This is a genomic window from Stenotrophobium rhamnosiphilum (assembly GCF_003052265.1).
Lineage (GTDB): Bacteria > Pseudomonadota > Gammaproteobacteria > Nevskiales > Nevskiaceae > Stenotrophobium > Stenotrophobium rhamnosiphilum.
Genome location: NZ_QANS01000003.1, coordinates 135,073 through 155,580, shown reverse-complemented (window position 1 = coordinate 155,580; position 20,508 = coordinate 135,073). Strand labels below are relative to the sequence as shown.

The 20,508-nt window shown below is 55.5% G+C and carries 20 protein-coding genes; 14 read left to right on the top strand and 6 right to left on the bottom strand.

Annotation, left to right across the window (positions count from 1 at the left end; translation table 11 throughout):
- Nucleotides 1-5: 5 nt before the first annotated feature.
- On the bottom strand, nt 6-674 hold the full coding sequence (locus CJD38_RS08240) for a hypothetical protein (protein WP_107939868.1): 669 nt from the start codon (nt 672-674) through the stop codon (nt 6-8).
- A 73-nt stretch (nt 675-747) separates the two neighbouring features.
- The gene (metH, locus tag CJD38_RS08235; protein WP_107939867.1) at nt 748-4,533 is read right to left on the bottom strand and encodes a methionine synthase; all 3,786 of its coding nucleotides are present in this window, start codon (nt 4,531-4,533) and stop codon (nt 748-750) included.
- A gap of 249 nt (nt 4,534-4,782) precedes the next feature.
- Between metH and CJD38_RS08230 the strand changes: the two genes are divergently transcribed.
- The 11 genes from CJD38_RS08230 to CJD38_RS08180 all read left to right on the top strand — a co-directional run bounded on the left by CJD38_RS08230 (nt 4,783) and on the right by CJD38_RS08180 (nt 16,073).
- Nucleotides 4,783-5,946 carry an alkane 1-monooxygenase gene (locus CJD38_RS08230; RefSeq protein ID WP_107939866.1) on the top strand — a complete coding sequence of 388 codons (1,164 nt, stop codon included), beginning with the start codon at nt 4,783-4,785 and terminating at the stop codon, nt 5,944-5,946.
- Between the two features lie 73 nt (nt 5,947-6,019).
- Nucleotides 6,020-6,184 (top strand): rubredoxin, encoded by a 165-nt coding sequence (locus tag CJD38_RS08225; RefSeq protein WP_107939865.1) that lies wholly within the window; start codon nt 6,020-6,022, stop codon nt 6,182-6,184.
- Complete coding sequence (gene ppnP, locus CJD38_RS08220) at nt 6,185-6,496, top strand: pyrimidine/purine nucleoside phosphorylase (protein ID WP_107939864.1); 312 nt, start codon at nt 6,185-6,187, stop codon at nt 6,494-6,496.
- 176 nt (nt 6,497-6,672) lie between these two features.
- The gene (locus CJD38_RS08215) at nt 6,673-7,563 is read left to right on the top strand and encodes a DUF4394 domain-containing protein (protein ID WP_161554191.1); all 891 of its coding nucleotides are present in this window, start codon (nt 6,673-6,675) and stop codon (nt 7,561-7,563) included.
- 98 nt (nt 7,564-7,661) lie between these two features.
- Nucleotides 7,662-9,131, top strand: a complete 1,470-nt coding sequence (locus tag CJD38_RS08210; protein ID WP_107939862.1) for a M20 family peptidase — start codon at nt 7,662-7,664, stop codon at nt 9,129-9,131.
- Nucleotides 9,132-9,267: 136 nt separating this feature from the next.
- Entirely contained in the window at nt 9,268-11,073 is a 1,806-nt protein-coding gene (locus tag CJD38_RS08205; protein ID WP_107939861.1) for a POT-type proton-dependent oligopeptide transporter, read from the top strand.
- A gap of 107 nt (nt 11,074-11,180) precedes the next feature.
- Nucleotides 11,181-11,867: a hypothetical protein gene (locus tag CJD38_RS08200; protein WP_107939860.1), complete on the top strand. Its 687-nt coding sequence runs from the start codon at nt 11,181-11,183 to the stop codon at nt 11,865-11,867.
- Between the two features lie 189 nt (nt 11,868-12,056).
- A complete protein-coding gene (locus tag CJD38_RS08195) occupies nt 12,057-12,398 on the top strand; it encodes a hypothetical protein (protein WP_107939859.1) in 342 nt (113 codons plus the stop codon).
- Nucleotides 12,399-12,483: 85 nt separating this feature from the next.
- Complete coding sequence (locus CJD38_RS08190) at nt 12,484-13,422, top strand: homoserine kinase (protein ID WP_107939858.1); 939 nt, start codon at nt 12,484-12,486, stop codon at nt 13,420-13,422.
- A gap of 32 nt (nt 13,423-13,454) precedes the next feature.
- Nucleotides 13,455-14,759 (top strand): MFS transporter, encoded by a 1,305-nt coding sequence (locus tag CJD38_RS08185; RefSeq protein WP_107939857.1) that lies wholly within the window; start codon nt 13,455-13,457, stop codon nt 14,757-14,759.
- A gap of 12 nt (nt 14,760-14,771) precedes the next feature.
- Complete coding sequence (locus CJD38_RS08180) at nt 14,772-16,073, top strand: MFS transporter (RefSeq protein ID WP_107939856.1); 1,302 nt, start codon at nt 14,772-14,774, stop codon at nt 16,071-16,073.
- Here the strand turns inward: CJD38_RS08180 and CJD38_RS08175 are convergent, their stop codons facing one another.
- The 3 genes from CJD38_RS08175 to CJD38_RS08165 form a co-directional block, all read right to left on the bottom strand.
- Nucleotides 16,074-16,496, bottom strand: a complete 423-nt coding sequence (locus tag CJD38_RS08175; protein ID WP_107939855.1) for a PaaI family thioesterase — start codon at nt 16,494-16,496, stop codon at nt 16,074-16,076.
- A 1-nt stretch (nt 16,497) separates the two neighbouring features.
- Nucleotides 16,498-17,244: a sulfite exporter TauE/SafE family protein gene (locus CJD38_RS08170; protein WP_107939854.1), complete on the bottom strand. Its 747-nt coding sequence runs from the start codon at nt 17,242-17,244 to the stop codon at nt 16,498-16,500.
- Between the two features lie 61 nt (nt 17,245-17,305).
- Entirely contained in the window at nt 17,306-17,635 is a 330-nt protein-coding gene (locus tag CJD38_RS08165; protein WP_107939853.1) for a hypothetical protein, read from the bottom strand.
- Between the two features lie 136 nt (nt 17,636-17,771).
- Between CJD38_RS08165 and CJD38_RS08160 the strand changes: the two genes are divergently transcribed.
- Both CJD38_RS08160 and CJD38_RS08155 read left to right on the top strand, forming a co-directional pair.
- Nucleotides 17,772-18,371, top strand: coding sequence for a glutathione S-transferase family protein (locus tag CJD38_RS08160; protein WP_107939852.1), 600 nt, complete (start codon nt 17,772-17,774; stop codon nt 18,369-18,371).
- A 127-nt stretch (nt 18,372-18,498) separates the two neighbouring features.
- Nucleotides 18,499-18,972, top strand: coding sequence for a hypothetical protein (locus CJD38_RS08155; RefSeq protein ID WP_107939851.1), 474 nt, complete (start codon nt 18,499-18,501; stop codon nt 18,970-18,972).
- A 177-nt stretch (nt 18,973-19,149) separates the two neighbouring features.
- Here the strand turns inward: CJD38_RS08155 and CJD38_RS08150 are convergent, their stop codons facing one another.
- Nucleotides 19,150-19,551, bottom strand: a complete 402-nt coding sequence (locus CJD38_RS08150) for a CBS domain-containing protein (RefSeq protein ID WP_107939850.1) — start codon at nt 19,549-19,551, stop codon at nt 19,150-19,152.
- A 232-nt stretch (nt 19,552-19,783) separates the two neighbouring features.
- Here CJD38_RS08150 and CJD38_RS08145 point away from each other — a divergent pair, with 232 nt between their 5' ends.
- Nucleotides 19,784-20,485 carry a pirin family protein gene (locus CJD38_RS08145; protein WP_107939849.1) on the top strand — a complete coding sequence of 234 codons (702 nt, stop codon included), beginning with the start codon at nt 19,784-19,786 and terminating at the stop codon, nt 20,483-20,485.
- Nucleotides 20,486-20,508 lie beyond the last annotated feature (23 nt).

The window sequence follows — 20,508 nt, the reverse complement described above, 5'->3', positions numbered from 1 at the left end:
GCCGATTAGTAAGCCTTAACCGGCGTTTCGCCGTAGTCACGATCCCACTGATCGCGCTGACGGGTCAGGCGCAAGTCTTGCCAGATCACGAAAGGACGAGCGCGCAAAGATTGGCCGACGTCGCTGCGAACCAGATCGACGTTGGTGCTGATGCGCAGAGCACCGCTGATCAATAAGGCATCGCCGATGCGATTGCGCTTCAGATCCGGATACGCGCTACGCACTGCGCGTGCATAGCTGGCCGGGTCTTCAGGGATGAACTCAACCTCATAAAGACGGTTGTTGAAGAACTCCAAATTCAAGGAGCCTTCATTGTCGAGGTGCGTGTAGGCCTCGACCGACAGCGTGTCCATATCGTGCGGCGGATACAGTTCGCTGAACGGTGTGTGCGAGCTTTTGGTCGTGAATTGATAATCAGCTTTGGTCAGCGCTGCGCGAACGGTTTCCAGCGTGCTGTAACTTTGGAAAGCGCCCAGTGCGACCTTCTGCCCCACCGTCGAGGTGTAGAGCTCGGTGAGCGGATGCGGCGTTGGTGGCAACACGTATTTCTTAATCGTCCACGTCGTGGACAACACAGAAAAGCCGATGACACCTAGCGCAAGAATGCGCAGCGGTTTCCAGCGTTTCCACCACGAGGGTGGTTCGAGCCAATCGCGTTTCAGGGTCGTAGCCATATCAGTCGATTCTAGCGCGAAAAGAATTTTGTGCAGGTAGGAAAAATGCCAACAGGCGTTTTAAGGCCCGTTCTTAGTCTTCCGGCTCGTAACCCAGATTAGGCGACAGCCACTTTTCCGCCTGCGCTAGCGTCCAGCCTTTGCGCGCTGCGTAGTCAGCAACTTGTTCCTTGGTGATACGGCCGAGGACGAAGTACTGCGACTGCGGATGCGCGTAGTACCAACCGCTCACGGCCGCGCCTGGCCACATCGCGTAGCTCTCGGTCAGCGTGATGCCGGTGTTCTTCTCAGCATCGAGCAGTTCCCACAATGTGGCTTTCTCGCTGTGTTCAGGGCAGGCGGCATAACCGGGTGCAGGACGAATGCCCGCGTACTTCTCATTGATCAGCGCTTCGTTGTCCAGATGTTCATCCGGCACATAGCCCCAGAATTCTTTGCGGACACGTTGATGCAAGCGCTCGGCGAAAGCTTCGGCTAAACGATCGGCAATGGATTCCAGCAAGATCGCGCTGAAGTCGTCGTTTTCTTTGCGGAACGCAGCGACGCGTTCGGAACAGCCCAGGCCCGTGGTGACAGCAAAGCCGCCGACGTAATCGTGCAGGCCTGTGCTCTTCGGTGCGACGAAATCGCCGAGGCAGCGATTGGGCACGCCTTCGCGATGCTCGCCTTGTTGGCGCAGATTGATCAGACGCTTAATCGGCGTTGTGCGCGATTCGTCGCTGTAGATCTCGATGTCGTCGTTGTCGACCTGGCTGGCTGGGAACAAACCAATCACGCCATTCGCGGTCAGCCATTTCTCTTCGATGATCTTGTCGAGCATGGTCTGCGCGTCCGCAAACAATTTGCGCGCAGCATCAGCCGTGACCGGATTGTTGAGAATATCCGGATAACGACCCTTCAATTCCCAAGCGATGAAGAACGGCTGCCAGTCGATGTATTCGCGCAGCTCAGCCAGCGAATAGTCATGGAAGGTTTTAACGAACTGCGTCGCCGCGTGATGCGCGTGATCACAGCCGGGGCCGTGGCAAACGTCTTTAGCCTGCTGCAACAACATGCGTGGGCGTGGCGGCTGATAGCCGTTCCATTCAATCGGTGTGCGGTTTGCGCGCGCAGCAGCAAGGCTCACGAACTTGTCGTGGCTCTGCTTGTTGGCGTGGCGCTCACGAATGGAGTCGTATTCCTTCTGCACGTCTTCCATCAGCTTCGGACGTTGTTCTGCCGAAAGCAGCGCGGCCGCTACGGGCACAGAGCGTGACGCATCCTTAACCCATACGACCGGGCCGTGATATTGCTTGTCGATCTTCACGGCGGTGTGCGCACGCGAAGTCGTAGCGCCGCCGATCAGCAATGGAATGTCGAAACCCTGACGCTCCATTTCCTTGGCGAGATTCACCATCTCGTCGAGCGAAGGCGTGATCAAACCGGAGAGGCCAATGATGTCGGCCTTATGTTCTCTGGCCGCATCCAGAATCTTTTGCGCAGGCACCATCACGCCGAGATCAACGACGTCATAGTTATTGCACTGAAGCACGACGCCGACAATGTTCTTGCCGATGTCGTGCACGTCGCCCTTCACCGTCGCCATGATCAGCTTGCCCTTGGCTTTAACCACATCGCCAGGCTTCTTCTCAGCTTCGATAAACGGAATTAGATAGGCCACGGCCTTCTTCATCACGCGTGCGGATTTCACGACTTGAGGCAAGAACATTTTGCCTGCGCCGAACAAATCGCCGACGACGTTCATGCCATTCATCAGCGGACCTTCAATCACTTCAATCGGACGACCGCCGCGCGCGAAAATTTCTGCGCGCAGTTCTTCGGTATCGGATTCAACATGCGCGTCGATGCCCTTCACCAGTGCGTGCGTAATGCGCTCGCCAACCGGCAACGAGCGCCAGACTTCATCCGCCACTTCTTGTTTCGAGCCATCGCCTTTGAACTTGGCAGCAATCTCAAGCAAGCGCTCGGTGCTTTCCAAGCTGTTGGCACGGCGATTCAGAACAACGTCTTCAATACGCTCACGCAGTTCAGGATCGAGCTGGTCATAAATCACCAACGCGCCGGCGTTGACGATGCCCATGTCCATGCCCGCTTTAATCGCGTGATAGAGGAACACAGCGTGAATTGCTTCGCGCACTGGATTGTTGCCGCGGAACGAGAACGAAACGTTCGACACGCCGCCGGAAATCAATGCACCCGGCAGATTCTGTTTGATCCAGCGCGTGGCTTCGATGAAATCAACGCCGTAGTTAGCGTGCTCTTCGATACCGGTGGCGACTGCGAAAATGTTCGGGTCGAAGATGATGTCTTCCGCAGGAAAGCCAATCTGCTCAACTAGAATTTTATATGCACGCGCGCAAATGACTTTGCGGCGTTCAAGATTGTCCGCCTGCCCTTGTTCGTCGAAGGCCATCACGACAACGGCTGCGCCATATTTGCGGCACAGCTTGGCTTCGCGAATGAATTTCTCTTCGCCTTCTTTCATCGAAATCGAGTTAACGATCGGCTTGCCCTGCACGCACTTCAAGCCCGCTTCAATCACTTCCCACTTCGAGGAGTCGATCATCACCGGCACGCGTGAGATGTCGGGCTCAGCGGCGATGAGCTTGAGGAAACGCTCCATCGCGGCCATGCCGTCGAGCATGCCTTCGTCCATGTTGACGTCAATCACCTGCGCGCCCGCTTCTACCTGCTGGCGTGCAACGGTGAGTGCGGCGTTGTAGTCGCCTGCTTTAATCAGATCGCGGAATTTGGCGGAGCCGGTGACGTTGGTACGTTCGCCGACGTTGACGAACAGCGTGTCGTCCATGATGTTGCAAGGCTCAAGGCCTGCGAGGCGACAAGCGCGTGGCGGCGTCGCGATTTCGCGTGGCTTCTGCGTCGCAACGTGTTCGGCAATTGCACGAATATGATCCGGCGTGGTGCCGCAGCAACCGCCGACGATATTGACCAAACCGGATGATGCGAATTCTTCGATGATCTTCGCCGTGTCTTCTGGCTTCTCGTCGTATTCACCGAAGGCATTCGGCAAACCGGCATTCGGGTAGCAAGAGATCTGGCAATCGGCGAGACGTGAAAGCTCGGCGATGTAAGGGCGCATGTCTTTGCCGCCGAGTGCGCAGTTGAGGCCCACAGCGAGTGGCTTGGCGTGACGCACCGAGTTCCAGAACGCTTCAGAAACCTGACCCGACAAGGTACGGCCGGATGCGTCCGTGATCGTGCCGGAGATGATGACTGGCAAGCGCAGGTCGAGTTCTTCGAACAAAGTTTCAACTGCAAAGATCGCTGCCTTGGCGTTGAGTGTGTCGAAGATGGTTTCGATCAGCAGGATATCGGCGCCGCCATCAATCAGGCCGCGCGACTGTTCGATGTAAGCGGTGACGAGTTCGTCGTAGCTGACATTGCGAAAGCCCGGATCGTTAACGTCTGGCGAAATGCTGGCGGTGCGGCTGGTCGGGCCGATGGAGCCGACGACAAAGCGTGGACGCTCAGGCGTCGAAAATTCATCGCAAGCTTTGCGCGCGAGTTTCGCCGCTTCAATGTTCAGCTCATACGCCAGCGCTTCCATGCCGTAGTCGTGCATGCCGACCGTGGTGGAGCTGAAGGTGTTGGTCTCAATCATGTCCGCGCCGGCGTCCAGATACTGGCGGTGGATTTCGAAGATGATTTCGGGCTGCGTCAGTACCAACAGATCGTTATTGCCCTTGATGTCGCTCGGCCAATCTTTGAAACGCTCGCCGCGGTAGTGCTCTTCCTCGAGCTTGTGGCGCTGAATCATCGTGCCCATGGCACCGTCCAGCACGAGGATGCGGCGGCTGAGTAGTGATTCCAGGGTTTTAAACGAGGGATGTAGGCGCATGGCGGCAGGTACACATATAAGGTGTGGCAAGCAGGAAATTATATTCCTTTATGCGGATAGACGGATGCTTTAGGCGTTCCATCTGTCCCGCATCTTGTCGCAAGTGAGGGCTCCTTGTCTGCCCCGGGTAGGGGAAAAGCGAGCATGGGTAGGCACTTAAGGGTGTTGACCTTCCTAAAAACGAGGCATAGCTTCGGTTGCAGTCCAGTCATCGCCATGCCCGATGACCACGACACAGGGAGGTGGGGGATGACAACTGCGACGCTATTGCCTGCGCAGTGGACGGACAGCAAGCGCTATTTATGGCTGCTGGGAATTCCAATGACGCTGCTGCCGCTAGTCGGCGGTCTGCTGGTGAATCTCACCGGTAATGCGCTGTTTTGGTGGACCCCCATCGCTTTCGTCTACGGCCTGATCCCATTTTTGGATTGGTTGATCGGCGCTGATGCCAGCAACCCGCCTGACGAGGCTGTGCCCACTCTCGAAAAAGATCGCTACTACCGCTGGGCGGTCTACTTGGCTGTGCCGCTGCAATACGTTTCGTTTATTTATGGCGTTTGGGTCATCGCTACGCATGATCTGGCTTGGTATTCATGGCTGGGATTGGCGATGAGCGTGGGCATGGTCGGCGGCATCGGCATCAACACCGCGCATGAGTTGGGTCATAAAACGGATTCTTTCGAACGCTGGTTGGCGAAGATTTCCTTGGCGCAAACCGCCTACGGCCAGTTCTTTGTCGAACACCCACGCGGCCATCATGTGCGCGTGGCGACGCCAGAAGATCCGGCGACTTCACGTTTCGGCGAAAGCTTCTGGGAGTTTTATCCGCGCGTCGTGATTGGCAGCCACATTTCGGCGTGGCGCTTGGAGCGCGAGCGACTGACGCGTCACCGTAAATCGGTGTGGCACTGGAGTAATCACAATCTCCAAGCCTGGGCGATTACCGTCGTTTTATATGGCGCGCTGACGGCTTTGTTCGGCTGGAAAGTCCTGCCATTTATTTTGCTGCAAGCCTTTTACGGCTCCAGCTTGTTGGAAGCGGTGAACTATGTGGAGCACTACGGCCTTTGCCGTCAGCGCATGAAAAACGGACATTACGAGCGCTGTCATCCTAAGCATTCTTGGAACAGCAATCACACCGTGACCAATTTGATGCTGTACCAGTTGCAGCGACACTCCGATCACCACGCCAACCCCACGCGCCCCTACCAAGCGCTGCGCCATTTTGATGAAAGCCCCCAGCTACCTTCCGGCTATGCCTCGATGGTGCTGCTGGCCTATATGACCCCGATCTGGTTCGCGGTGATGAACCCGCGGGTGGTCGCCCACTACGGTGGGGATATGACAAAAGCCAATATCAAACCCTCGCTACGGCGCAAGGTCATCGCCCAATACCCGGCGCTTACGGCATAATAGTCACCATTGAACCGGCGGCGCAGCCAGTTGGCCGCGCCGCTTTTTATTGTCCTGAGGTCGAGAAGCTGTCATGAAAAAGTGGCGTTGCCTGATTTGCGATTATGTTTACGACGAAGCCGTTGGCGTGCCCGATGAAGGCATCCCTGCAGGCACCCGTTGGGAAGACGTGCCGGATACTTGGACCTGCCCTGACTGCGGCGCCGGTAAATCCGACTTCATGATGGTCGAGGTCTAAATGTCCCAGTTCGACCAAGTTAGCGTTGTTAAAAAAGCCAACGTCTATTTCGACGGCAAGTGCGTTAGCCACACCGTTTTGCTGGCAGACGGCACGCGTAAAAGCGTCGGCGTGATCCTGCCTTCCAAGCTCACCTTCGGCACCGGCGCTCCAGAAATCATGGAACTGATCGAAGGCCGTTGCCTTGTGAAGCTTGCTGGTGAGACCGAATTCAAAGAATACAAAGGCGGCCAGTCATTCGACGCCCCGGGCAATTCGTCCTTTGATATCGAAACGCTGGAAACACTGCATTACGTTTGTCACTTTGCTTAAAAGCGAAGTAGCTTTACCAGAAACGCCGGCCTTAGTGCCGGCGTTTCTATGTGCGATATCCGACAGACGCGCATCCATAAATCGCTATTCTGCGTAAAGAATCTATAAGGACTTCCGAATGGGTCTCCCCAGCCGGATTTTCACCCCGTGTAAGCGAACACTCAATGGAGATGAACATGCGTAAGAATGCGATCTGGGCTTTTAGCCTGACGTTGCTCTCGGCGACGGTGTTGTCGGGCTGTGATGGTGATGCAGATGTGGTCGGAGTCGGCGACTGCGTTCCAGCGGCGAATCTGTTGGCAGTGACTGAAGACGACAGACTCATCAAATTTAGCAGCGCGGATCCTTCTGTTCAGATCAGCAGCTTCGCGGTCACCGGCCTCGGTGCTGCCAAGGTGGTGGGCTTGGACGTGCGGCCTGCAACCGGCGCCACGTTTATTCTCGCCGACAACAACCGCGTCTATACGGTTGATCCCACCACGGGCGCTGCCACGATTGTGGGCGCGGCCGCAGTGACATCCGTTGGCGCCGACGTCGGCGGTTTTAATTTCAACCCCGTGCCGGATCGTATTCGCCTCATCAATAAAGCTGGCAGCGTCAACGTACGTTTGAATCCAGATACGGGCGCATTGGCGGCCACGGATACCTCACTGATGTATGCCACCGGCGACATCAACGCAGGCAAAACATTTTCTTTACGCGGCATGGCTTACAAAGCGACGACTGGCGCGGGCACCGGGCCGGATCCATTTGTAACAACTGCTTATGTCCTCGATGCTACGCAAGACGTGCTGGCAACTTTGGGTAGCGTCAATGCCAACCCACAGTCGCCCAATGGCGGACAGCTCTTCACGGTTGGCGCTTTGGGCGTGAATGTTTCCACGACTTCTGCTGCGCAGACCTTCAACATCGACACCGTGAACAACGTCGGCTATTTCGTTCACGAAGGTTCGACGCGCACGCTGCGTAAAGTGAATCTCGCGACCGGCGCAAGCGCACCTTGTGGCGGTACGGTGAAGGTGAGCGGCACGTCGTTGAAGCTGCGGGCCTTGGCTGTTGCCCCCTAACTTTTAACGCTTTGCTTTAAATAAAACGCCGGCCTTTGTGCCGGCGTTTTATTTGGGCGCAATCCAGTTACAGTGCTGTCATAGCATGGGGAGCGCACATGAAACTTTTGAGCAAAATTGCTGTGGCCGGGCTGATTGTGATTGCCACGATTCTGGCGTGGAACACCGCGCATCTGCCTGCGTCGGCAACACATGCGGCAACGACAAAGTTATTGGATGTTGATGCGACAGCCAGTGCGCAACGCTTGGCTGGTGCGATTCGAATTCCGACCATCTCTTTTGAAAATCGTAGTGACATCGATATCAAACAGTTCGATGCGCTCGCCAGTTATCTGCAAAAGAATTTCCCGAAAACGCACGCCGCGCTCACGCGCGAACGTCTCGATGGCGGCAGCTTGCTCTACACATGGACGGGCAAAGATCCCAAAGCCAAACCGATTTTGCTGCTGGCGCATATGGACGTTGTTCCCGTAGAGCCCGGCACTGAAAAACAATGGACACATCCGCCATTCTCCGGTGATATCGCAGAAGGTTTTATCTGGGGCCGCGGCGCGCTTGATGACAAAGGCAATATGGTTGCCTTGCTCGAAGGCGTCGAAACTTTGTTGTCGCAGGGCTTCACCCCTAGCCGCACGATTTATCTGGCTTTTGGTCACGACGAAGAAATTGGTGGCGATCAGGGCGCAGTAAAAATGGCCGCGCTACTCAAATCGCGTGGCGTCAAAGCCGAGTTCTCGCTTGATGAAGGCGGCGCCATCACACAAGGCGTTATCGCTGGTGTTGATAAGCCGGTTGCATCAGTCATGGTGGCGGAAAAAGGCTATGTCTCTTTTCGTTTAACAGCGCGCGCAAAAGGCGGGCACTCATCCATGCCGCCTGCGGATACGGCAGTCGGCGATCTCGCACGTGCGGTTTCACGCGTGCAGGCAAAGCGCATGCCTGGGCGTCTAACGCCACCCGTTAATGAAATGCTGAATCGCCTCGCACCCGAAATGCCTTTAGCGCGCCGCGTTCTGATGGCGAACCGTTGGCTGTTTGAGCCCTTACTGGTGCGCGCCATGTCGGCCACGCCAGTGAGCAGCGCGTTAGTGCGAACCACTACAGCGCCGACCATCTTGCGTGCGGGCATCAAAGACAATGTTTTGCCGACAGAAGCTTATGCCGTGATCAATTTCCGCTTGTTGCCGGGCGACACGGTCAAAGATGTCGAAGCGCATCTGCGTGATGTCATCGATGACGAGCACATCGAGATTGCGATCGATGGCCATATGGAGAGCGAAGCCTCGCCCGTTTCAGATTCGAATAGCGCGAGTTTTGCGGTGATCGAAAAGACCGTGAACCAAGTGTTTCCAGAGGCCTTGGTCAGCACCGGCATCGTGACCGGCGCAACCGATAATCGTCACTACACCGACGTATTCGAGAGCCGTTATAACTTTTCACCGAGCCTCTATCGTCCAGAAGATTTAGCCCGCGTGCATGGCGCGAACGAACGCATTGCTGTGCAGTCTTATGTCGGCATGATTCGCTTCTACGCACATCTGATTCAAAACGCGGCAGGCCTGCAGTGACGACAGCGGCAAGCAAGTTGGTAGAAATTATTCAGCTGACAGAAGCAGAAATTTTTAGACGGCTGAACAAACCGGTAATCTAGGCTCTAAGCGACACTATTAGCATCAGCATCAGCATCGGGGAGTACGCATCAAAATGACGACTGCCACACGCAGCGACAAAATGCCGGCCGGCATTCCGTACATCATCAGCAACGAGTTTGCCGAGCGTTTCTGTTTCTACGGCGTGAACGCGATCCTGGTGCAGTACATGATCGAGTTCTTGCACTTTGGCGATGCCAAAGCTGCGAGCTGGCAGGCGATGTTCAAATCCGCCGCGTACTTCTTCCCTTTGCTCGGCGCGATTGTTTCAGACGTATTCCTCGCTAAATTTCGCACGATCATTTCGTTCTCGATTGTTTACATCGCGGGCTGCACGATCCTCGCTTTGGGCACTGGCGAAGACATGATGATTGTCGGCCTGTTGCTGATGGCTTTTGGCACGGGCGGCATCAAACCTTGTGTATCGACCAATGTCGGCGATCAATTCACCGAGCAGAACGCGCATCTGATTGAGCGCGCCTTCAGCTATTTTTACATCTCGATTAATGCGGGCTCAGTAATTTCAATCTGGCTCTGCCCTGAGTTGCTGAGCAATCCTGCATTCGGGCCCAAAATTGCATTTGGCGTGCCTGCCTTGATGATGACGTTTGCGACCATTGCCTTCTGGTTGGGTGGACGCAAGTTTGCGGTGGTGCCACCAGCGATGCGCACCGGTGCAGGCCCTGCACTTGTCGTGTTCTCGCTGATTTTTGCGGTGATGCTGGCGATTACCGGCGTGGTGCTGGTGCAGACCAATAAGCTGTGGGCAACGGCAACGATCTTGTCTTTGCTCGCAGGTTTAATTTTTGTTTGCTTGCGCCCGAGCATTGGCAACAAGTTGCCTGAAGATTTGCATGCTTGGCTTAAACGCTGCTTCACCGGCGATTCACTCAAGCTGATTGGCCGTTTGCTGGTGCTTTATATCTTCGTCGCATTCTTCTGGTCCTTGTGGGATCAGAGCAATGGCAACAGCTGGACCATTCAAGCGCAGTCCGCGTTGATGGATAAACATCTGTTGGGCTTTATGAGTGGCGTGTCGGGTTTTGAGAGCGCAGCCGCGTGGGAGATGTTGCCAGCGCAGGTTCAAGTGGTTAACGGCATTTTCATTTTGATTCTCGTGCCGGTTTTTACCTTCGTCATTTATCCTTTGCTGGGCAAGTTTTTTACGGTGACGCCACTGCGCAAGATCGGCATGGGCTTGTTCACGGTCGCTGCGTCTTTCTTAATCGTTGCGTGGATTGAGCAACGTATTCAGGAAGGGCATGTAGTGAGCATGTGGTGGCAGATCAGCGCTTATGTCGTGCTGACTGCAGCGGAAGTATTGGTGTCGATCACCGCACTCGAATACAGCTACAAACAAGCGCCGCTGTATATGAAGAGTTTTGTCATGTCCTTGTTCCTGTTGTCCGTCAGCGTGGGCAATATTTTTACCGCCGCAGTTAACGACTACATGGTGGAGCCACTCAAAACCGAAAGCGTGAGCACGGGTGAACAAACCTGGGTTGCACTGTCGAAAGTGGATGGTTACGTCACCGGCCAGAAGATCGATTTCAATGGCGAAAACGGCGTGGAAGTCATTACCGCTGACGGCAGCAAAGGACCTTTGGCCGGCACCTTCCTGATTGCGGAAATTGATGTTGCGGGCAATCGCGTCCGCCTGATGGACAAGGTTTATCGCAAGCCGGTGTCGAGCAATGGCAACTACGATCTGAGTAAAGGCGAGGTCTCAACTTACACGCTGGTCGGACCGATCTATTTCTTGTTCTTTGCCGCATTGATGGCTTTAGGCGCAGTGCTGTTTATCTTTGTGGCGATGGTGTCCAAGGAGCGCACCTTTGTGCGCGAGGCCGAAGCGACGTGATTTTATGTAAAGCGGTGTAGTGCCATTCGAGCATCGGGTTTATATTTGCGGCAGCCGACCACGCCGCATCCAAAATCCCAACTCAAATAGTCGGCAAAGGAAGAGACATGAAAAAGGAATTACTGCTCTCGATATTGTTTGCAAGCAGTTCGCTGCTGGCGAGCTTTGAATCCGTCGCACAAGCAAAGGGACAGTGGCAGGAAACGCCGACTGACGCCGCGCTTGAAGAGACCCCGGTTGAATTGCGCGCAGACGCATCAGCGGCCGCCGCAGCTGCTGCAGCGGCAGCACCAGGCGCTGTGCAACAAAAAGCGGAGTTGCCGGGTTTAACCAACACCGCCGCGGTAGCGCCGAGAGTGGCGCCCGCTGTGCCTACGCCGGTGCCAGTTCCGGTTCCCGTGTCTGAACCAGTCCCTGTAGCGGTGCCAGCTGCAGCGCCAGTAGTGGTTCCAACTCCAGTTGCCGTGCCAGTCGCTGCTCCTGCGCCAGTAGCGGACACGCAGCTAGAAGTTCTGCCTGCGCCAGTGTCGGCACCGCCGCCGGATGAATACAGATCCGTCACGCCAACGGTATCGGTCTGGAATACCTCCAAGTCCACCGCCGTAGTGCTGCATCCGGTGCCGCTGCGCACGCGACCTGTTGTGGCCAACACGGGCGACATCATCGATGCCGAAACGCGCGTGCGTTTGGAGTCCAGCACGATTAATGCGGACGGTATTTGGTGGTTTGTCACCGCTCCGGGAATCGGCGGCGGTTGGCTGCTGGAAAGCGCAATGGGCAGTCCACAGCGCTAAGTCGCAGCGGGCTTCAGCACGCCGAGAGCATGTCCTCTCGGCGTGTGATTTAAAAAATACGCTTCGTAAGAAATTCGCCAGCTATGTGGTGAAACGCATAGTCGCGCCCCTTGATATTTATTACTCTGAAGCCAGTGTTCAATGCTGGCTGCTCGCGGGCAGGGCAAATTTAAGTCGTTCAGGAGTGTTATGAAGAAGATCCTATTGGTTTCAGCGGCGCTGTCCGCTTTGTCGTTTTGTGCTCAGGCCGCCGCTGAATCGGTGCCGCCACAAGCATCAGCCTCCGTAGCGTCGGCAGCGTCTGCTACGCCACAGACCTCTAAAGCGACGGCCGTCGTACTGCGCGCCGTAGCTCTGCGCGATCGCCCTAAGCTCGACAGCACAGGCGAAGTCGTGGTCCCAGCCGAGAAACGCGTGCGCTTGGAAAAAAGCACCCAGAATGCTGATGGCACCTGGTGGTATGTGACTGCCGATGGTCTGGGCGGCGGCTGGGTAGTCGAAACCGAAGTGGGAAGCGCACAGCTGCAATAGTTTTTGCACAAGCCGCGTCCGTCCCACGTAGGCGGACGCGGCCGCATATGAGACGATAGGGACAGGCCCTTTTCCCTGATCCCTCATGTCCGTTTTTACCAAGGTCTCGTACAACGAGCTTCGCGATTTTCTGCAGCAGTATCCGGTCGGCGAACTGATCGGCTACCAAGGCATCGGCGAAGGTATCGAGAACACCAATTATTTTGTTGATACCAGCGATGGCCGCTGGGTGCTGACGCTGTTCGAGCGTCTCAACTACGACGATCTGCCGTTCTTCCTCGGTTTGATGGATCACCTCGCCTCGCGCGGCTTCACTGGTGCGATGCCTGCCCGCACACACGAGGGCAAGAACCTCGTCACCCTCAATGGCAAACCGGCTGCATTGGTGCATCGCCTCACCGGTCAGGGCGTGCTGTTTCCGAATCTGGCGCAGAGTGCTGCCGTTGGTAGCGCGCTCGGCGATTTACACGTCACCGGACTTTCATATGCAGGCCGCTGCGAGAACTCGCGTGGTCCGGCATGGCGTGAGCAGACCGCGAAGGCATTGCTGTCACGCGTCGATAAAGACACCCGCGCGCTGATTGAAGACGAACTCAAAGCACAATCCAAACTCAATTTCGCGGCGTTGCCACAGGGCGTGATTCACGCCGACCTGTTCCGCGACAACGTGTTGTTTGTAGATGATCGCCTCACCGGCGTCATCGACTTCTATTACGCCTGCAACGACGCACTGATCTACGACTTGGCCGTCACGCTGAATGACTGGTGCTTTGAAACCAACGGTCATCCGAATGCTGCGCGCTGGACCGCGATGACAGATGCGTATCGCGCACGTCGCGAGCCTGAAGAAAGCGAACGTGCTGCATGGTCGCTGGTTCTGCGCGCTGCGGCGCTGCGTTTCTGGCTCTCACGTTTGTACGACTGGACCTTCCCCCGCGAAGGCGATGTTGTGCATGTGAAAGATCCGGACCAATACCGCCGCATTCTTGAGCATCATCGCAACACAGCACCGCCTGCGCTCTAAACGCACTGCTGCAATCCAAGGAATCAATATTGATGAGTGACGCCGCCTCTTCCAGCACGCCGCCCGTAAATTCACCGCGCACCGTGCTGTTCGCAAGTTTGATTGGCACCACCATCGAGTTTTTCGATTTCTATATTTACGCCACGGCAGCGGTGTTGGTGTTCCCAACGCTGTTCTTCCCGGCGGGTGATCCAGCAACTGCAACGCTGCAATCGCTAGCAACGTTCGCGATTGCGTTCATCGCGCGTCCGATTGGCTCAGCAGTGTTCGGACATTACGGCGATCGTATTGGTCGCAAGGCAACGCTGGTTGCAGCATTGCTGACGATGGGAATTTCCACCGTCGTCATCGGTTTGTTGCCAACCTACGCAGCCATTGGCATGTGGGCGCCGTTGTTACTAGCGCTGTGCCGCTTTGGTCAGGGCTTGGGTTTGGGTGGTGAATGGGGCGGCGCTGTTTTGCTCGCGACTGAAAACGCACCACCGGGTAAGCGCGCTTGGTACGGCATGTTCCCGCAGCTTGGCGCGCCAATTGGTTTCATTCTCTCCGGCGGCATTTTCTTGCTGCTGAGTGATGTGCTGACCAACGAACAATTCTTCAGCTACGGCTGGCGCATTCCGTTTCTCGCCAGCGCAGTTTTAGTTTTGGTTGGTTTGTATGTGCGACTCAAAATTACCGAGACGCCGGTGTTTGCACAGGCTCTCAAAAATCATGAACGTGTCGAAGTGCCGATGTTCACGGTGTTCCGCGAACATGGCCGCGCACTATTCCTCGGCACGGTCATCGCACTCGCAACGTTTGTATTGTTCTATCTGATGACGGTGTTCGCACTCAGCTGGGGCACTTCAGCACTCGGCTACACGCGCGCAGAGTTCTTGAAGATTCAGCTCTTTGCCGTGCTGTTCTTTGGCCTGATGATTCCGCTGTCCGCGGTCTATGCCGACAAGCGCGGACGTCGTCGCACGCTGATTATTGTGAGTGCCGCCATCGCTGCTTTTGGTCTGGTGTTGGCGCCAATGATGCAAGCAGGAACTGTAGGCGTTGTTCTCACCTTGGTGCTGGGCTTGAGCTTGATGGGTCTGACTTACGGACCGCTCGGCACCATCTTGTCTGAGCTATTCCCAACGTCTGTGCGTTATACCGGCTCGTCGCTCACGTTTAATCTGGCTGGAATCTTCGGCGCTTCGTTCGCGCCGTACATTGCAACGTGGCTCGCCAAAAATCACGGCCTACAGTTTGTTGGTTACTACCTCACGGCCGCAGCGTTGCTGACGCTAGGCGCGCTACTGCTGTCACGCGAAACCAAAGACGACGATCTCGTCGCCGTGCAGAGCTAAGGAGCACCACAGATGTTGAGCCTCACGCGATATCAATGGGCAGTTCTATTCGCGGCGTGGTTGGGTTGGGGCTTCGATATTTTTGATGGCGTGCTGTTCAACTACGTTGCGCCGAATTGCGTGCCAACGCTTCTGGGTTTGACCATTGGATCGCCAGAAGCCAAGCAAGCGACGTTGTTCTGGACCGGCCTGCTCACTTCTCTGTTGTTGATTGGCTGGGCCATCGGCGGCGTGGTGTTCGGTTGGGTTGCTGATCGCATTGGTCGTACGCGCACTTTGTTGTTGACGATGTTGGTCTATGCACTCGGCACGGCCGCTTGTGCTTTCGCGCCGAATATCTGGGCGCTGATGGCGTTCCGCTTTATCGCTTCGCTTGGTATTGGCGGCGAATGGGCTGCTGGCGCGTCGATGGTTAGCGAAGTGATGCCGGAGAAGCGCCGCGTAGAAGCGGGCGCCTTGCTCTATACCTCCGCACCCTTCGGTTTGTTTCTCGCCACCTTCGTTAATTTCCAAATCGCTGGTGTCTGGTTCAAAGACGTTCCAGAAATTTCATGGCGCTATGTTTTCCTTTGCGGTTTGATTCCTGCGGCTGCTGCGTTCGCAATTCGCATGTTCATTCACGAGCCTGAGCGTTGGAAAAAAGTTGCAGCCGTTAGCACGCCGCCAAAAATCAGCGAGCTGTTTAGTCCGGAATATCGTGCGCTCACATTGAGCGGATTCTTGATGGCGCTGGTGGCCTTGCTCGCATGGTGGAGCTGCAACGCGTTTATTCCTGTCGTCGCCACGCAGCTTGCGCGGGCAGAAGCACTAACGCTTGGCCTCGATAAATCTGGCACGCTGGCATTGATTGAACACTGGAAATACATCGCCACCGTTTGCTTCAACGCAGGTGGTTTGATCGGCACGCTGCTGACGATTCCTGCGTCCAAGTTGCTCGGTCGCAAGCCGATGTTCGCCATTTACTTCGCGCTGTCGGCTGTCTCGATCCTGTGCACCTTCGGTTTGGATCTGCCATCAGAAACCCGTTTGTACATGTACTTTGCGATTGGCTTGTCAGTGTTCGGTGTGTTCGGCAGCTTCACCTATTACTTGCCAGAACTATTCCCGACGCGTTTGCGCGGCACGGGTTCAGGTTTTTGCTACAACATCGGCCGCGTACTGGCTTCGATCGGGCCTTTCCTCGTCGGCGCTGCAGCATCGCGCGGCACCGATACAGTGTTGGAGGTTTTGTTCTGGGTCGGCTTTGTGCCGCTGCTCGGACTTCTCTTCATGCCTTGGATTATTGAAACCAAAGGCCGCCCGCTGACCGATTGATTATTTTTTTGATGGAATCGAATAGCTGCCGGTTGCATGTGCAACCAACGTTTCCGGATCAGCAGACGAATACAGCGACACTTCCATCACTGCGAGCTTGCGGCCGAGCTTGAGTAAACGGCCATCGGCAATGATGTTGCCCGGCGTCGCCTTGTTCAGAAAATTCAGATTCATATTTGCGGTGACGGCCATCATCTCAGGGCCGATATGCCCGATCACCAAGGCGTACATCGCAAGATCGGCGGCAGTGAATAAGGATGGGCCTGATAGCACATTGCCCGGACGCAACATGCGCGTCTGATACGGAATCACCAGACGCAGCGAACCCGGCACGAGATTTTCGATGGTGAACATCTTTTCTTTGGCGCCGAAGCCCATTTGAATCAGCTGTTCAATTTTGTCGCCGCTCAGCTTCACTTCCACGTCATGCTCCTGCCTTCATCAAACCGTGTACGCCATCCCACAATAGTTTCACCGACATGATCAACAGCACGGCGTTGACCAGGGTTCTGAATCGTTCTTCGCTCAATCGCTGATTGAGTTGCTTGCCAACGACGGTGCCAAGAATGACCGCGATCACCAGAGGCACCAGCAAATCCATTTGCTCAAACGGGCTGAGCCCAACAGTGCCATAGCCCAATAATTTTGTTGCGTGGCCCAAGCACTGACATAGCGCCAATGTGCCGATCATGGTTTCTTTGCGCCACTCGGGGCGTAGAAACAATCGGCCAACAAACAAACCTGACGCGCCGACAAACATGCCGATGCTGCCGACCAATACACCGGCAATCAGATACGCCCAACGCAAGGGTAAAAAGTCGTCGGCCTTCTTGCCGGGAATCAGCGACGCGATGATCAAAACACCCAATACCAACTCGATGATGTGAGTGTTGACCAGTGGCACATAAGGCGCAATCAAAAACGGCGCAGGTGCACAGCCCAACATAAACCAACCCGCAGCGCGCCATTCCACTGCGCTAAAATACGCGACGGTGCGAGAAGCATTGGAGGCCAATTGAACGGCAGCGTGCAGCGGAACCGCTTGTGCGGTGGAGAGGCCGATGGCGTAGAACACGCCAATCAAAATAGTGCCGCCGCCGACACCAGCGATGCCAGACAAAGCGGCCGTCAAAAACGCGGCCGCAGCAATAGAGAAGGCGAAGAAGCTCACCCGCGCATTTTAGGGGGTGTCGCTAGGAATTACTCGAATAGCTTTATGGAATGCCGCCGCCCTACTTGGCCGCTGCTCGCGACGATCTCACTGCGCGCAGTTCGTTTGATGCAGACAATATCGGCATCATCTTCCGCTCAGTAAACTGCACCGTGCTCACGCACTGTGGCGCAATGCGTTTGCTGCCGGTGTTTTGAGCTTGAGCTGGCTTGGCTCTATGGCGCGTGAGATAGGTGTAACGCTGTTCTGTTCGCAGCAATAAATACAAACAGCCGGTTGCGCCCATCATCAAGAATGCAAGGCTGTAATCAGCCTGCCGCTGTAACTGATAAAGGAAAAAGCCCAAGGTCGCCAGAAAGACGAGAAGGCAGATTTGAGTGAGGCGAATCATGGTGGGGCATCCATGCAAATTGTGCGTACAGAATAAACTTTGCACAGGTAAGCAAGGTTGCCGGTGGCACCAAAGAAACATGCCGCTCGTCACGAAGCGCGGTAAATTAAGAACAGATTCTTAAGGGGGCCGCTTCATGATCAAGCTATACGGAATGACAGGGTCTGGAAATTGCTGGAAGCCTGCGGTGCTGATGAAACAGCTCGGGCAGCCTTTTGAGTGGACAGAGATCAATACGCTCAAAGGTGAAACACGCACGCCAGAGTTTCTCGCGCTGAATGCCAATGGCCGAGTGCCACTCCTGATCGTCAACGGCCGCAAGCTCGCTGAGTCCAACGCGATGCTGTGTTACCTGGCCGATGGCACCGATTATTTTCCGGCAGATCGCTGGCAGCGCGCCAAGATTCTGGAGTGGATGTTCTTCGAGCAATACAGCCATGAGCCCTACATCGCCACCGTGCGTTTCTGGGTTCACTTCATGCAGAAGCAAGAAGAGTGGAAAGACAAAATCGCAGAAGCAATGAAAAAAGGTCACGCCGCATTGGGCGTGATGGAGCAGCAGTTACAGAAGACTTCATTCCTCGCCGGCGCTCGTTACAGCATCGCGGATATCGCGCTTTATGCGTACACGCATGTGGCGCATGAGGGCGGGTATGACTTGAACGCTTATCCGGCGATTAATGATTGGATGAAGCGGTTGGAAGCACAGCCCAAGTTTGAGAAAATGACAGGCTAAGAAGTTGTAGGAGCGCCTCTTAGGCGCGATTGGCGATGAAACCATCGCGCCTAAGAGGCGCTCCTACATTGACCACATTGCCTATCACTGCCAGCATCCGCACAACTTAGATTCAAGGCTAAATCCCATGCTCGAAATCACCGCCCTTTCCCTTCCCGGCGTCCGCATCAGCATCATCGCCGCCGGCATATTTTTCAGCAGCGGCCTGCTCACTGGCGCATGGAAATATTTTTGCATCGCCCGCAGCCCTGTCGCGCAAGCGCCGGTGTATGTCGATATCGCGCATCGCACTTCACTGCTCTATTCCTTCGCCGCAATTTTGCTCGCGCAATTTGCTGCGTTGTCAGCGTATTCACCAGCAGTAAATTTCTGGGCCGCTGCAATCCCACTCGTATTTTTCGGCGCTGCAATCTTCGGCTACATCGTGCACGGCGTTCTCAACGACACCGACAACCAACTCCGCAAGCCGCACAAAGTCGGCAACACCTCTCTGCCACGCGGCAGCATCGCCATTTTTATGTGGCTGTTGATGGCAGGAGAAATCGGCGGCTTCGCCGTGTTGTTCGCAGGTGTGTTGAAGCGAATCTGCGAAACGACCTAAAGCATTTTGTAGGCTGGGTTGGTTTCATCAACCCAGCAACTCACTGCGTAAATGGAGATGCTTGGTTTTGTTGCACTTCAACCCAGCCTACGAGTTGAATGTAGCCCGGGTGAAACCTAGGTCACTCAATCACAAAGAGGAACGCCCCGGGCTGCACCCAGCCTACGTCGCGATTGATCAACAAATCTCGTTAATCGCGCGAAGCACATCCGCACGCGAAATCTGCCCCACCAACTTGCCACTCTTCACCACCGGATAACGCTTTACCGCCGAGTCGAGAAAGCGACTGGCGATTTCGAGAATGGGTGTATCGGGCGAAACAGTGAGCGCATCGTGCGTCATGTATTCGGCGACGATGCCGGCGGGGACGCCTTCGTAGCCGGCGGTGAGTGCGACTTTCAGACAATCTTTTTCTGAGAGCACGCCGACGAGATTGCCGTCGGCATCCAGCACAGGCGCGCCGGAAATGCGGTGTTTGACGAGATCATTGATGGCCGTCATCACTTCCATGTCGGCAGTGAATGTAACGACTTGCGTCTGCATGTAATCACGGACGACGACTGAACCGAGTGTGCGCATTACTTCTCTCCAACGCATTTATGTGTGCTTTATGCGGTAGGCGTACCGTAGCGCGGAATCGTGCTGTGTTCCAGCCCTGTGAGGGTGGGTTTTATGACTCAGGACGAAATGTTGCAGCGCAAAGGCATTGATCAGTCCTTTAGATGGGTTTGCACGGAAAATTGATCTTTAATCACGGCGCTCTGGGCCGCATATTGGCACTCATCAACACACGCTAATTGCGGAGAGCAACATGATCACCTTACGTCGTTCAGAAGATCGCGGTCACGCCGAACATGGCTGGTTGGACAGCTATCACACGTTTTCTTTCAGCGACTATCAGGACCGCCGCTTTATGGGCTTTTCTGACCTGCGCGTGATTAACGAGGACCGCATCGTGCCCGGCACCGGCTTTGGTACGCACGGCCACCGCGATATGGAAATCATCACGTATGTGCTGGCTGGTGGCGTGCACCATCAAGATTCAACCGGCGGCGAAGGCATTTTGCGCCACGGCGAATTGCAGATGATGAGCGCAGGCAGCGGTGTGCGACACAGTGAGAAGAACCCTTCGAACTCTGAGCATCTGCACTTGCTGCAGATCTGGATTGAACCGAATGAGCTCAACGTTGCGCCCAGCTATGACCAGCAGGCGCTGGATGCTGATGCACTACGCAAAGGCTTTGTCACCGTGATTGCACCCAAGGATGAAGGCGCACAGTTTCCGATTCATCAGGACGCGCGCTTACTGATTGCTTGGCCGGCAGAAGGTCAGACGCTAGAGAAGACGCTGGATGCGCAGCGCCGTTATTACCTGCACGTTGCGACCGGCTCAGTGCAGTTAGGCACGCAGCGTTTGGTTGCGGGTGATGCGGCGATGATTGATCAGGAGACGGCTTTGTCTCTGACGGCTACGGCAGAGAGCGAAGTGCTGTTGTTTGATCTGAAGCCGTAAATCTGTAGGAGCGCCTAAGCGGC